This is a genomic window from Streptomyces sp. TN58, assembly GCF_001941845.1.
GTDB lineage: Bacteria > Actinomycetota > Actinomycetes > Streptomycetales > Streptomycetaceae > Streptomyces.
The window spans coordinates 3,016,291-3,029,181 of the sequence record NZ_CP018870.1 but is presented as its reverse complement, the minus strand read 5'-3'; the positions used below and the strand labels follow the sequence as shown (position 1 = coordinate 3,029,181).

General features: G+C 72.7%; 12 protein-coding genes and 1 tRNA gene. 10 read left to right on the top strand and 3 right to left on the bottom strand.

The features are described 5' to 3' along the window. Window positions 1–238: 238 nt before the first annotated feature. Window positions 239–3,100, top strand: coding sequence for a penicillin acylase family protein (locus tag BSL84_RS13700; protein ID WP_075970437.1), 2,862 nt, complete (start codon window positions 239–241; stop codon window positions 3,098–3,100). Here the strand turns inward: BSL84_RS13700 and BSL84_RS13695 are convergent. Beyond that, window positions 3,095–3,709: a 5-formyltetrahydrofolate cyclo-ligase gene (locus tag BSL84_RS13695; protein WP_030028536.1), complete on the bottom strand. Its 615-nt coding sequence runs from the start codon at window positions 3,707–3,709 to the stop codon at window positions 3,095–3,097. The genes BSL84_RS13700 and BSL84_RS13695 overlap by 6 nt on opposite strands. Before the next feature lie 91 nt (window positions 3,710–3,800). Here BSL84_RS13695 and galU point away from each other — a divergent pair, with 91 nt between their 5' ends. From galU to BSL84_RS13655, 8 genes are all read left to right on the top strand, one after another. Then, window positions 3,801–4,703: a UTP--glucose-1-phosphate uridylyltransferase GalU gene (galU, locus tag BSL84_RS13690; protein WP_030028537.1), complete on the top strand. Its 903-nt coding sequence runs from the start codon at window positions 3,801–3,803 to the stop codon at window positions 4,701–4,703. Window positions 4,704–4,707: 4 nt separating this feature from the next. Continuing rightward, window positions 4,708–6,114 carry a gephyrin-like molybdotransferase Glp gene (glp, locus tag BSL84_RS13685; protein ID WP_045321796.1) on the top strand — a complete coding sequence of 469 codons (1,407 nt, stop codon included), beginning with the start codon at window positions 4,708–4,710 and terminating at the stop codon, window positions 6,112–6,114. Window positions 6,115–6,237: 123 nt separating this feature from the next. Continuing rightward, window positions 6,238–6,717, top strand: a complete 480-nt coding sequence (gene moaC / locus BSL84_RS13680; RefSeq protein WP_045321795.1) for a cyclic pyranopterin monophosphate synthase MoaC — start codon at window positions 6,238–6,240, stop codon at window positions 6,715–6,717. A 20-nt stretch (window positions 6,718–6,737) separates the two neighbouring features. Continuing rightward, window positions 6,738–7,298 (top strand): MogA/MoaB family molybdenum cofactor biosynthesis protein, encoded by a 561-nt coding sequence (locus BSL84_RS13675; RefSeq protein ID WP_075972081.1) that lies wholly within the window; start codon window positions 6,738–6,740, stop codon window positions 7,296–7,298. A 17-nt stretch (window positions 7,299–7,315) separates the two neighbouring features. Further along, complete coding sequence (locus BSL84_RS13670) at window positions 7,316–7,927, top strand: GNAT family N-acetyltransferase (RefSeq protein ID WP_030028541.1); 612 nt, start codon at window positions 7,316–7,318, stop codon at window positions 7,925–7,927. Between the two features lie 155 nt (window positions 7,928–8,082). Then, window positions 8,083–9,120 (top strand): hypothetical protein, encoded by a 1,038-nt coding sequence (locus BSL84_RS13665; RefSeq protein ID WP_075970436.1) that lies wholly within the window; start codon window positions 8,083–8,085, stop codon window positions 9,118–9,120. Between the two features lie 78 nt (window positions 9,121–9,198). After that, window positions 9,199–9,272: transfer RNA gene (locus tag BSL84_RS13660), tRNA-Ala, on the top strand. Window positions 9,273–9,381: 109 nt separating this feature from the next. Further along, window positions 9,382–10,740 carry a CoA transferase gene (locus BSL84_RS13655; RefSeq protein WP_075970435.1) on the top strand — a complete coding sequence of 453 codons (1,359 nt, stop codon included), beginning with the start codon at window positions 9,382–9,384 and terminating at the stop codon, window positions 10,738–10,740. Between the two features lie 48 nt (window positions 10,741–10,788). Here BSL84_RS13655 and BSL84_RS13650 read toward each other — a convergent pair whose 3' ends face one another. Further along, the gene (locus tag BSL84_RS13650) at window positions 10,789–11,319 is read right to left on the bottom strand and encodes a GNAT family N-acetyltransferase (protein WP_107069588.1); all 531 of its coding nucleotides are present in this window, start codon (window positions 11,317–11,319) and stop codon (window positions 10,789–10,791) included. Window positions 11,320–11,357: 38 nt separating this feature from the next. On the opposite strand from BSL84_RS13650, the gene BSL84_RS13645 reads away from it, so the two are divergent. Next, the gene (locus tag BSL84_RS13645) at window positions 11,358–12,161 is read left to right on the top strand and encodes an exodeoxyribonuclease III (RefSeq protein WP_030030993.1); all 804 of its coding nucleotides are present in this window, start codon (window positions 11,358–11,360) and stop codon (window positions 12,159–12,161) included. On the opposite strand, the gene BSL84_RS13640 is transcribed toward BSL84_RS13645, so the two are convergent. Next, a complete protein-coding gene (locus BSL84_RS13640; RefSeq protein WP_045321807.1) occupies window positions 12,143–12,817 on the bottom strand; it encodes a MerR family transcriptional regulator in 675 nt (224 codons plus the stop codon). The genes BSL84_RS13645 and BSL84_RS13640 overlap by 19 nt on opposite strands. Window positions 12,818–12,891: the final 74 nt, after the last annotated feature.

Below are 12,891 nucleotides of genomic sequence, written 5' to 3'. Positions count from 1 at the left end.
TTACCTTACCTAATCTTTGACGCGCCCTTTACGCGATAACCACATTGTGAACGGTGTTTCGCCCCTGTCTCCGGGACCGCCGGACCCGTCGCCGGATCGTTTCCGGGCCGCCGCCCGGGCCGTCGTGCGATACATGCCCTCCACACGGCCTCCACCCCTGGCGGATCAACGCAGTCGGTCCTGCGCCTATGGTTGCTCCCAGCACTCCCAGGACCACCCTGCCCCTCTAAGGACAGCGATGCCCGCCAACGAAACCGCTCCTCCCGCCAAGAAGAAGGGACGACGCGCCCGTCTGATCGTGCTCGTACTCGTCCTGGGTCTCGTCGCGGGCCTCGGCTACGGGGCGTACTGGAGCGTGGACGGCGTGCGCGCCTCCTTCCCCCAGACGACCGGCTCCCTCGACGTGCCCGGCCTGACCGGGACGGTCGAGGTCAAGCGCGACGCCAACGGCATTCCGCAGCTCTACGCGGACAACGACGGCGACCTCTTCCGCGCGCAGGGCTTCGTCCACGCGCAGGACCGCTTCTGGGAGATGGACGTACGCCGCCACATGACCTCGGGGCGGCTCTCGGAGATGTTCGGCGCCGGCCAGGTCGAGACCGACGCCTTCCTGCGCACGCTGGGCTGGCGCCAGGTCGCGCAGGAGGAGTACGACACCAGGCTCTCCGCCGAGACGAAGAAGAACCTGCAGTCCTACGCCGACGGGGTCAACGCCTACCTGAAGGGCAAGTCCGGCAAGGACCTCTCCGTCGAGCACGCCGCCCTGCGGCTCAGCGACGGCTACGCCCCCGAGAAGTGGACGCCGGTGGACTCGGTGGCCTGGCTCAAGGCGATGGCCTGGGACCTGCGCGGCAACATGCAGGACGAGATCGACCGCGCGCTGATGACGGGCAAGCTCTCGCAGGCGCAGATCGCCGAGCTCTACCCGCCCTACCCCTTCGACCGCAACAAGCCGGTCGTCGAGGGCGGCAAGGTCGACGGCGGGAAGTACACCCCCCAGGGCCAGACCGGAAACGCGGGCAGTGGCAGTGGCACCGGCTCGGGCTCCGGTTCCGCCGGCGGCTCGGGCGGCGCCGCCGCGTCCCAGGCCTCCACCGCCGCGGGCGCCGGCGACCCCACCGGCCTCGCCGGCAACGCCACCGCCCAGGGCGCGAGCGTGGGCCTGCGCACCCAGCTGAGCGCCCTCGCCGACACCCTGGAGAAGGTCCCCGCCATTCTCGGCCCCAACGGCAGCGGCATCGGCTCGAACTCCTGGGTCGTCTCGGGCAAGTACACGACCACCGGCAAGCCCCTGCTCGCCAACGACCCGCACCTGTCGCCGCAACTGCCCTCGGTCTGGTACCAGATGGGCCTGCACTGCCGCACCGTCTCGGCCCAGTGCAAGTACGACGTGGCCGGCTTCACCTTCTCCGGCATGCCCGGCGTCGTCATCGGCCACAACAACGACATCGCGTGGGGCATGACCAACCTCGGCGCCGACGTCACCGACCTCTACCTCGAACAGATCAAGCCCGAGGGCTACGTCTACGACAACCGCGTCCTCCCCTTCGGCCTGCGCGAAGAGGTCATCAAGGTCGCGGGCGGCGCCAGCAAGAAGATCACGGTCCGCACCACCAACAACGGCCCGCTCGTCTCCGACCGCAGCGAGGAGCTCGGCACGGTCGGCACCCGCGCCCCCGTGGACGTCTCCGCCCCCGACCGCGGCGACGGATACGCCATCGCCCTGCGCTGGACCGCGCTGGACCCCGGCAGGACCATGGACGCCGTCTTCAAGCTCAACCAGGCCAAGAACTTCGACGACTTCCGCAAGGCGGCCGCCGACTTCGACGTGCCCTCGCAGAACCTGATCTACGCCGACAACAAGAACAACATCGGCTACCAGGCCCCCGGCCGCATCCCGGTCCGCGGCCAGGGCGACGGCCGGATGCCCGCCCCGGGCTGGGACTCCAAGTACGCCTGGAAGGGCGGCCGGGACGGCAACGCCGGCTACATCCCGCAGAGCGAGCTGCCCTGGGACCTGAACCCCTCGCGCGGCTACGTCGTCACCGCCAACCAGGCCGTCGCCGAGGGCGGGACCGGCGCGGGCAAGTACCCGCACCTGCTGACCACCGACTGGGGATACGGCGCCCGCAGCCAGCGGATCAACGACCTCATCGAGGCGAAGATCAAGGACGGCGGGAAGATCTCGACCGACGACATGCGCACCATGCAGATGGACAACAGCAGCGAGATCGCCGCGCTGCTGACCCCGATGCTGTCGAAGATCCAGATCTCGGACCCGGGCGTGCGCGCCGCGCAGAAGCTGCTGGACGGCTGGAACTACACGCAGGAGTCCGACTCGGCGGCCGCGGCCTACTTCAACGCGGTCTGGCGCAACATCCTCAAGCTGTCCTTCGGCGACAAGATGCCCAAGGAGCTGCGGATCGAGGGCAGCTGCATGAACGTCCTCGGCAACGGCACCGGCCCGGCCGACGACCTGTCCAAGACGGTCCGCGAATGCGGCACCCGTGATGCGGACTCCGCGCAGCCCGACGGCGGCGACCGGTGGTTCGAGGTGGTCCGCCGCCTGGTCAAGGACGAGAAGTCGGCGTGGTGGAGCGCGCCCGCGAAGGGCCTGAACAAGCCGGCCACCACCACCCGCGACGAGCTGTTCGCGCGAGCCATGGCGGACGCCCGCTGGGAGCTGACCGCCAAGCTCGGCAAGGACCAGTCCACCTGGAGCTGGGGCCGGCTGCACCAGCTGAACCTGAAGAACCAGACGATCGGCACCGAGGGTCCCGGCTTCATGCAGTGGCTCCTCAACCGCGGCCCGTGGAACGTGGGCGGCGGCGAGGCGACCGTCAACGCCACCGGCTGGAACGCCTCCAGCGGCTACGGGGTCACCTGGGTGCCGTCGATGCGGATGGTCGTCAACCTCAGCGACCTGGACAAGTCCCGCTGGATCAACCTGACCGGCGCCTCGGGCCACGCGTACAACTCCCACTACACGGACCAGACGCAGATGTGGGCCAAGGGCGAGCTGCTGGAGTGGCCCTTCGGCAAGGACGCCGTCGAGAAGGCCACGGTCGACACCCTGACCCTCAAGCCGGCGGCCTCATGAGCTGAAGCGGCGCACCCCCGACGGGGTGGCCACCGCTTGGACGGGGTGGTCGTGCGGTTCCTCCGGGACCCGCGCGACCACCTCGTCGTCGTAGAGGAGCACCACCAGCGCCGGGTGGGCCCCGGCCCGCTCCAGCCGCTGGAGCACCCGGTCGTACGACCCCCCGCCACGGCCCAGCCGCATGCCGCGCCCGTCCACCGCGAGGCCGGGCAGCAGTACGGCGTCGGCCCCCGTCACCGCGTCCGGACCGAGCGCGGGACCGGACGGCTCCAGCAGCCGCATCTTCCCCGGGTGGGCGGCCTCCGAGAGGCTGCCGGGGCCCCCGTACGCCGCCCAGTCGAGATCGTTGTCGGGCAGCAGCAGGGGGAGCAGCACCCGCTTCCCGGCCGCCCGCAGGGCGTCGAGGAGTTCGCGGGTGCCGGGCTCGCCGCCGACCGAGACGTACGCCGCGACGGTCTGCGCACCGGCCAGTTCGGGCAGTTCGAGGGCGGTGACGGCGAGCGCGGCGGCCGCCGCCGCGCGGGCGTCGGGGGACAAGGAGCGACGGGCCGCGAGGAGTTCACGGCGCAGCTCGGACTTGGCGGACGCCGGGGGAGGTTTCTCTGCCACGAGAATCAAATTTCCTTCGAATCAGGGCATATGCGGACCTAGCAGCCATGCACTCGTCGGGCGTTCGGCAGGACCCACTATCGTTCTGGCCATGACTATGTTGCACCCCGTGATCAAGAAGGCCGTCATTCCGGCCGCTGGCCTCGGCACCCGCTTCCTTCCGGCGACCAAGGCGACCCCGAAGGAAATGCTCCCGGTTGTGGACAAGCCGGCCATCCAGTACGTGGTGGAGGAGGCCGTGGCGGCCGGACTCGACGACGTCCTCATGATCACTGGGCGTAACAAGCGTGCGCTGGAAGACCACTTCGACCGCAACTACGAACTGGAGTCCGCCCTCATCGCCAAGGGTGACGACGACCGGCTGAAGAAGGTCCAGGAGTCCAGCGACCTCGCGACCATGCACTACGTCCGCCAGGGCGACCCCCGGGGCCTGGGCCACGCCGTGCTGTGCGCCGAGCCGCACGTCGGCCGTGAGCCCTTCGCCGTCCTCCTCGGCGACGACCTCATCGACCCGCGCGACCCGCTGCTGCGTCAGATGGCCGACATCCACGCCCGCACCGGCGGCACCGTCATCGCCCTCATGGAGGTCGACCCGGCCAGCGTCCACCTCTACGGCTGCGCCGCCGTCGAGGCCACCGACGAGGCGGACGTGGTCCGCATCACCGGTCTCGTGGAGAAGCCGGAGCCCCAGGACGCCCCCAGCAACTACGCGGTCATCGGACGCTACGTCCTCAACCCCGCGATCTTCGACATACTGCGGGAGACCGAGCCGGGCCGCGGTGGGGAGATCCAGCTCACCGACGCCCTGCAGAAGCTGGCCGCCGACGAGAGCGTGGGCGGCCCGGTGCACGGCGTGGTCTTCCGGGGCCGTCGCTACGACACCGGGGACCGCGGCGACTACCTGCGGGCCATCGTCCGCCTCGCGTGCGAGCGTGAGGACCTGGGCCCCGAGTTCCGCACCTGGCTTCACCGTTACGTCACGGAGGAGATGTAGCACCTTGAGCAGTTCCGCACCGCAGCATCCGGGACCGGCGGACGGCCACCGTCTGTGGTCCGTGGACGAGCACCTCGCGGACGTCCTCGGGGCCGTCCGGCCGCTGGAACCGATCGAGCTCCAGCTGCTGGACGCCCAGGGCTGTGTCCTGGTCGAAGACGTCACCGTGCCCGTCGCCCTCCCGCCCTTCGACAACAGCTCCATGGACGGCTACGCCGTCCGAACGGCCGACGTCCAGGGCGCGAGCGAGGAGTTCCCCGCGGTGCTGACTGTCATCGGGGACGTCGCGGCGGGCAGCGGTGAACTGCCCACCGTCGGCCCCGGCGAGGCCGCCCGGATCATGACCGGCGCCCCGCTGCCGCCCGGTGCGGAAGCCGTCGTACCGGTGGAGTGGACCGACGGCGGCACCGGAGGCGGCGCCGCCTCCGGGATGACCCCGGCCAGCGCCGCACCCGAGCGGGCGGGCGGCGAGGTACGGGTGCACCGCGCGGCCGAGGCGAGGGCGCACGTCCGCGCGCGCGGCAGTGACGTCCAGGCGGGAGACCTCGCACTGGCGGCCGGCACGGTCCTCGGCCCGCCCCAGATCGCCCTGCTCGCCGCCATCGGGCGCGGCACCGTCCGGGTGCGGCCGCGCCCGCGCGTGGTGGTCCTGTCCACCGGCAGCGAGCTGGTCCAGCCCGGCGAGCCGCTCACCGCCGGGGCGATCTACGACTCCAACAGCTTCGCGCTGGCGGCGGCCGCCCGGGACGCCGGCGCCATCGCCTACCGGGTGGGCGCCGTCGCCGACGACGCCGACACCCTGCGCTCCACCATCGAGGACCAGCTGATCCGGGCCGACCTGCTCGTGACCACGGGCGGCGTCAGCGTCGGCGCCTACGACGTGGTCAAGGAGGCGCTCTCCTCGGTCGGCACGTCCGGCACATCCACCGCGTCCGGTACGTCCACCGCGTCCGGTCCGGGTGACGGCGACGCGGACGTCGACGTGGACGCGACCCGCATCGACTTCCGCAAGCTCGCCATGCAGCCCGGCAAGCCGCAGGGCTTCGGCACCATCGGCCCGGACCACACCCCGCTGCTGGCGCTGCCCGGCAACCCGGTCTCCTCCTACGTCTCCTTCGAGCTGTTCGTGCGCCCCGCGATCCGCGCCCTCATGGGTCTGCCGGAGTCCGAGGTCCGGCGGCCGAGCGTACGGGCCGTGCTCAAGGCCGACACGGCACTGCGCTCCCCGGCCGGCCGCCGCCAGTTCCTGCGCGGCGCGTACGACCCCGAGACCGGCACGGTCAGTCCCGTCGGCGGATCGGGGTCCCACCTGATCGCCGCACTGGCGCACGCCGACTCGCTGATGGTCGTACCGGAGGACGTCACCTCGGTCGAGCCGGGAAGCGAGCTGGAAGTGGTCCTGCTCGGCTGAGCCGCGACCGGCGTCCGGGCGCGCCCGGAGCCGTTCCCCCGGGGCACCCCTCCGGCGGCCCGTGCGGGTAGCGTGTGTCGCACCACACAGGCCCCCGGGGGCCCAGAGCGGAGCGGCGCAGCAATGAGTACCGAGAGCAGGCTCACCCACATCGACGAGGCCGGTGCGGCCCGGATGGTCGACGTCTCCGCGAAGGACGTCACCACCCGGACGGCGCGCGCCAGTGGACGCGTACTCGTCTCCCCCCGGGTGATCGAGCTGCTGCGCGGCGAGGGCGTGCCCAAGGGCGATGCCCTCGCCACCGCGCGCATCGCCGGGATCATGGGGGCGAAGAAGACCCCCGACCTGATCCCGCTGTGCCACCCGCTGGCCGTCTCGGGCGTGAAGGTCGACCTGTCGGTCGCCGACGACGCCGTGGAGATCCTCGCCACCGTGAAGACGACCGACCGCACGGGCGTCGAGATGGAGGCGCTGACCGCCGTCGCCGTCGCCGGACTCACCGTGATCGACATGGTGAAGGCGGTCGACAAGGGCGCCGTCATCACCGACGTCCGGGTGGAGGAGAAGACCGGCGGCAAGTCCGGCGACTGGACCCGCTCGTGAACGCCCCGCGCGGCGGCGAAGTGCACAGCCACCACGCGGCGGCGGCGCCGGAGGCCGCCCCGCCCCCGGCCGGGAGCCTCGGCCGGGCGCTCGTCGTCACGGCGTCCAACCGGGCCTCGCAGGGCGTGTACGCCGACAAGGGCGGCCCGCTGCTGGCCGAGGCCCTGGAGGCGCTCGGCTTCACCGTGGACGGCCCGCGGGTCGTGCCCGACGGCGACCCCGTCGAGCAGGCGCTGCGCGAGGGCGTGGCCGCCGCCTACGACGTCATCCTGACCACCGGCGGTACCGGGATCTCGCCCACCGACCGCACCCCCGACGCCACCGCGCGCGTGCTGGACTACGAGATCCCGGGGATCCCGCAGGCGATCCGCGCCGAGGGCCTGGCGAAGGTGCCGACCGCGGCCCTGTCCCGGGGCCTGGCGGGCGTCGCCGGGCGCACCCTCGTCGTCAACCTCCCCGGCTCCACGGGCGGGGTGCGCGACGGCCTCGCGGTCCTGTCCCGCATCCTGCCGCACGCGGTCGACCAGATCCGCGGCGGAGACCACCCCAGACCGGCGGCACCCTCCGGGAGCCCGAGCTGAACGGCCCCACCTGGCCCGTGGTCCTGACCGACGGCGATGTCACGCTCCGGCCGATACGACAGCGCGACCAGAAGGACTGGCGGGAGGTCAACCAGCGCAACCGCGACTGGCTCCGGCCGTGGGAGGCCACGATCCCGCCGCCCGCCCCGTGGGGGCCGGTGATCCAGCGGCCCACGTACCGCCAGATGGTCCGTCACCTGCGGGCGGAGGCGAACGCGGGCCGGATGCTGCCCTTCGTCATCGAGTACCAGGGGCGGCTGGTGGGCCAGCTGACGGTCGCCGGGATCACCTGGGGCTCGATGTGCGCGGCGCACATCGGCTACTGGGTGGACCGCGACGTGGCGGGCCGCGGCGTGATGCCGACGGCGGTCGCGATGGCGGTCGACCACTGCTTCCGCAAGGTCGGCCTGCACCGGATCGAGGTGTGCATCCGCCCCGAGAACGGGCCGAGCCGGCGGGTCGTGGAGAAGCTGGGCCTGCGCGAGGAGGGGCTGCGTCCGCGCTACCTCCACATCGACGGCGCCTGGCGCGACCACCTCGTCTACGCGATCACCGCGGAGGAGGTGCCGGAGGGGCTGCTGCGCCGCTGGCACCGCTCGCGCCACTCGCCGTCCCCGCCGAATCGATAAACGAATATCTGTTCGAATTAATGGCCCGAGGTAACCGATTCGCCCATAACCTGATCCGAAGAATCACAAAAAAAGTCCGTGATATCAGCGAGATCGCGCGACACACCGGCCCAATTGGCCGATCCCCTCGCCCGCGTCCCTCTACGGTGTGAGGTGTGAGCAGCAGCGGCCTCATCTACGCAGTCATTGTCGGGGCCTGGGCCGCCTACTTGGTGCCCATGTGGCTCCGGAGGCAGGACGAGCTGAACGAAGCCCGTCCGACGGAACGCTTCTCCACCGCCATTCGGCTGCTTTCCGGCCGGGCGGGAATGGAGCGCCGTTACGCCAAGGGGCTGCGTGAGCGCGGTGACGAGGAGGCGGAGCCCCAGCCCCACGCGGACCCGGACGCCGCGACGGAAACGGTGAATTCCGTCGACGCCGACGCCCGGGCCCTCGGCGTGTCCCCGACCAGGGCGGAGCCGCGCGCGGCGGCCGCCGAGCGGGAGCACCGGGCGGAGCGGGCCCGGCGGGAACAACGCCTCCAGGTCCTCGCGCGCCGCCGGCGCACCACCGCACTCCTCTTCCTGGTCTTCACGGCCGGCGCCGTCGTCGCCGCCGTGGGCGGCCTGCGCTACCTGTGGGCCCCCGCCGTACCCGCCCTCCTGCTGAGCGCGTACATCGCCCACCTGCGGGTCCAGGAGCGGCGGCGCTACGAGTTCACGATGGACCGGCGGCGCGCCGAGGCGGCCGCCCGACAGCTTCGGGAGGACCGCCCGCGCCGCCGGCACCCCGAGGACGGCGCGGACCCGGCCGGCGAACCGGACCCCGCTCCACCGGTCTCCCCGCAGGAGGCCGGACGTCGCGCGCTGGTCGAGCAGACCGACCACGCCGAGTGGGTGGACCAGCAGCGCGAACGCGAACGCGGCCCCGCCCGCGGTGACAGCTGGGAGCCCGTCCCGGTCCCGCTGCCGACGTACGTGACGGCCCCGGTCGCCCCCCGCGCCACGGGCCCCGTGACCCCGGACGCCTGGAGCGCGACGCGCTCCAGCACGGCCGAGCCGACGGAGCCCCGCCTGCGCGCCCAGCCCGCGGTCCCCGCCCCGGCTCAGCCCCCGGCCGAGGAGGACCCCCGCCCCCGCGGCCAGGGCCGCGGCCGCACCCCGCTCTTCGACCAGTACGAGAACGAGGACCGCCCGCGCGCCGCGAACGAGTGATCGGTGACCTGCGCGGACCTCCCCGGATACGCGTTTTGGAGCACCGGCGCAGGGGTGCTAATGTTTCACACGTCGCAAGGGCCTGTGGCGCAGTCTGGTAGCGCACCTCGTTCGCATCGAGGGGGTCTGGGGTTCAAATCCCCACAGGTCCACAGACGACAGTTCTTGAGTAGCTCTCAAGGATCGTCACGAGATCCCGTTCCGCCGAAAGGCGGGGCGGGATCTCGGCGTTTCCCGGGGTGGTTGGGCGATGATGCGTGCATGACGATCGGTGGTGAGCGGGACTTCGGGACGGGCCAGGCCTGGGAGGCGCTTGGCGGCGCACCGGAGCTCGTGGAACGGGTCCGGTTCGTGGGGGGCGGGAACCTCGGGGAAGGGCCGCTGCCGGTACGGGAGTTGGCGCGGGCGGCCGTAGCGGTCTGCGGGCTCGCGGCCGGGGAGCTCGGCGCGGTGCGGGCCGGGGGTTCGGCGGGGGATCGCCCGTCGCTCGTGGTGGACGAGGGGGCGGTCGCCACGGCCTTCGTCAGCGAGCGGCACCTGCGGGTCGCCGGCCGGGCCCCGATGGTGTTCGCGCCGCTGTCCGGCTTCTGGCGGGCCGCCGACGGCTGGGTCCGCACGCACGCCAACTACCCGCACCACGAAGCCGCGCTCGTACGGGCGCTGCGGCTGCCGTCCGCGACACCGGAGGCGCTGCGCGCCGAGGTCGCCGGGCGGACGGCCGTGGAGGTGCAGGAACTCGCGTACGGGGCGGGCGGTCTCGCGGTCGCCGTGGCGGAGCGGTACGGGGCTCCGCAGCCGCTGGTGGAGACCGTACGCACGACCGGGGCGCGGGTGCGGGTGCTCGGCGGAGCTCCGCAGGGGCGACCCGCCGCGGGCGTGCGGGTGTTGGACCTGACGCGGGTCATCGCCGGGCCCGTCGCCACGCGCACGCTCGGGCTGCTGGGCGCGGACGTGCTGCGGATCGACCCGCCGGGCCTGCCGGAGGCGGACGACGCTTACGCGGACACCGGCTTCGGGAAGCGGTCGGCGCTGCTGGATCTGGCGCGGGCCGGGGACCGGGCGGTGTTCGAGGGGCTGTTGGCCGAGGCGGACGTGGTGGTGACCGGGTACCGGCCCGGGGCGTTGGAACGCCACGGGCTCGGGGCGCGGGAGCTGTTGGAGCGGTGGCCGGGCCTGGTGGTGGCCGAACTGTGCGCGTGGGGGTGGCGGGCGCCGGAGCCGTGGGCGGGGCGGCGGGGGTTCGACTCGCTCGTGCAGGCGGGCTACGGGATCGCCGCCGCGTGTGCGGGGCCCGACGGGACGCCGGGGGTGCTGCCGGCGCAGGCGCTGGACCACGGCACGGGGTACCTGGTGGCGGCCGGCGTGATGCGGGCCCTGGCCGGGGGCGGCGGGCAGGGGCTGCGGTTCTCCCTGGCCGGAACGGGGTCGTGGCTGGTGCGGGGGCTGCCGCCGGCTCGTGGGGACGGGTGCGCTCGCGCCGCGGAGTACTCGGCGGAGCCGTGGCTGCGGGAGACGGGGTCGGGGTACGGGGTGCTGCGGCATGCGGTCAGCCCGTGCGGGGAGTGGGGCGGCGGGCCGTCGCGGTGGGGGACGGACCGGGCCGTCTGGCTCCCGCGGTAGGGCGGCCGCGGCGCCGCTGCCGGCGGCGCCGCCCCGGACCCCCGCGCCTCAAACGCCGGCGGGGCTGGGGGGTGCGGCGGGGCTGGACGTCTGGAGGGGTTTGGCCATGCAGCGGCTGGAGTCGTAGAAGCGGTAGAAGCCGAACTTCGGCGACGGGGTGTAGCCCGCCGAGAGGTAGAGGGCTATCGCCTCCGGCTGCCGGTCGCCCGTTTCGAGGACCATCCGCAGGCGGCCCGCCGCGCGGGCGTCCTCCTCCAGCGTCGCCAGTATGCGGCGGGCCAGGCCCAGGCCGCGGGCCTCCGGGACGACGTACATCCGCTTGAGTTCGGCGTCGCCGTCCGAGTAGCCCTCGTCGTTCTGCTCCTGGCTGCGCCAGCCGCCGGTCGCCACCGGGGCGCCCGACGTGTCGTACGCCACGATGTACAGGCCCCGCGGCGGGGCGAACATCGCCGGGTCCAGGTGGGTGGCGTCGCCCTCGCCCTGGTACCGCACCTGGTATTCGAGCTGGACCTGGTCGTTGAGCTTGACCGCGTCCGGGTGGTCGTACGGCACGGTGCGGAGGTCGATCCCATGAGACATCCGAACATCGTACGGAACCATCCCGCTAAGGTGCTGGGATGCTCACTGTGACCTCCGTGAATGTGAATGGGATTCGGGCCGCCGCCAAGAAGGGCTTCGGGGCGTGGCTCGCGGGAACGGACGCCGACGTGGTCTGCCTGCAGGAGGTACGCGCCGAGGAGGGGCAGATCCCGGACGAGGTGCGCTCTCCCGAGGGCTGGCACACCGTCTTCGCCCCGGCCGCCGTGAAGGGGCGCGCCGGGGTCGCGCTGTACACGCGGCGCGCGCCCGAGCAGGTGCGGGTCGGGTTCGGCAGCGCGGAGTTCGACGCCTCCGGGCGGTACCTGGAGGTCGACCTGCCCGGTGTGACCGTGGCCAGCCTCTACCTGCCCTCCGGTGAGGCGGGGACGGAGAAGCAGGACGAGAAGTACCGGTTCATGGGGGAGTTCCTGGCCTACCTCGCCGAGCTGAGGGTGCGGGCCGCCGCCGACGGGCGCGAGGTCGTCGTCTGCGGTGACTGGAACATCTGCCACCAGGAAGCCGACCTGAAGAACTGGAAGACCAACCGCAAGAGCGCCGGCTTCCTCCCCGAGGAGCGCGAGTGGCTGGGGAAGGTGTACGCGCAGGCCGGCTACGTCGACGTGGTGCGCGAGCTGCACCCCGACACCGAGGGGCCGTACTCCTGGTGGTCCTACCGCGGGCGGGCCTTCGACAACGACGCCGGCTGGCGGATCGACCTGCAGGTGGCGACCCCGGGGCTGGCCGCGAAGGCTGTGAAGGCCTTCGTCGAGCGGGCCGAGACGCACCCCGAGCGCTGGTCCGACCACGCGCCCGTGACCGTCGTCTACGAGCTCGGAGCCTGACCCGGCGCGGAGGCCGAAAGACGGTCCATGGCCATCGTGAGCTCCGCCTCGACCACGCTCTTGGCCAGCGGGCGCAGCCGCGTGAGCGCCTCCGGCGCGATGTGTCGCGAGATCAGCTCGGTGAACAGCAGGGCCAGCGCGTCCGCGTGCTCGCGGACGCGCCGCCCGGTCTCCAGGACCTCCGCCAGCGGAACCCCTTCGCGGACCAGCGCCGAGGAGACGTCCAGCAGGCGGCGGCTGACGTGGACGATCGTGTCGCCGTCGACGGCGAGGTAGCCCAGGTCGAGTGAGGCCGCCAGGTTCTCCGGGGTGACCTCGCCCTCGAAGTAGTCGGCCAGCTCCTCCGGGGTGAGCCGCACCGGGGTCTCCTCCGACCCGCCGATGCCCAGCAGCTCGCCCAGCTGGCCGACGTCGCGGCCCTTCTCGAAGGCGACGGTCAGCTCCGCGATACCGCCGAGGGTGTGGCCGCGTTCCAGCAGGCCGGCGATGGTGCGCAGGCGCGCCAGGTGGTGGTCGTCGTACCAGGCGATACGGCCCTCGCGGCGGGGCGGCGGGAGCAGTTTGCGCTCACGGTAGAAGCGCAGGGTGCGCACCGGTATGCCGGCCGCTTCGGCCAGTTCCTCGGTCCGGTACTCGCGCACCGTCCTCGCCCGCATCTCGTCCTTCGCCACGGAAGCAGCCTACGGGCTGACCCCGGGGGTGTCCGGAGGGTGTACCCGCAGTAACTTTC

Coding starts and splice junctions, on each gene's coding strand:
- BSL84_RS13700 (WP_075970437.1), top strand. CDS start 239: ATGCCCGCCAACGAAACCGCTCCTCCCGCCAAGAAGAAGGGACGACGC.
- galU (WP_030028537.1), top strand. CDS start 3,801: ATGACTATGTTGCACCCCGTGATCAAGAAGGCCGTCATTCCGGCCGCT.
- moaC (WP_045321795.1), top strand. CDS start 6,238: ATGAGTACCGAGAGCAGGCTCACCCACATCGACGAGGCCGGTGCGGCC.
- BSL84_RS13655 (WP_075970435.1), top strand. CDS start 9,382: ATGACGATCGGTGGTGAGCGGGACTTCGGGACGGGCCAGGCCTGGGAG.
- BSL84_RS13650 (WP_107069588.1), bottom strand. CDS start 11,319: ATGTCTCATGGGATCGACCTCCGCACCGTGCCGTACGACCACCCGGAC.
- BSL84_RS13645 (WP_030030993.1), top strand. CDS start 11,358: ATGCTCACTGTGACCTCCGTGAATGTGAATGGGATTCGGGCCGCCGCC.
- BSL84_RS13640 (WP_045321807.1), bottom strand. CDS start 12,817: ATGCGGGCGAGGACGGTGCGCGAGTACCGGACCGAGGAACTGGCCGAA.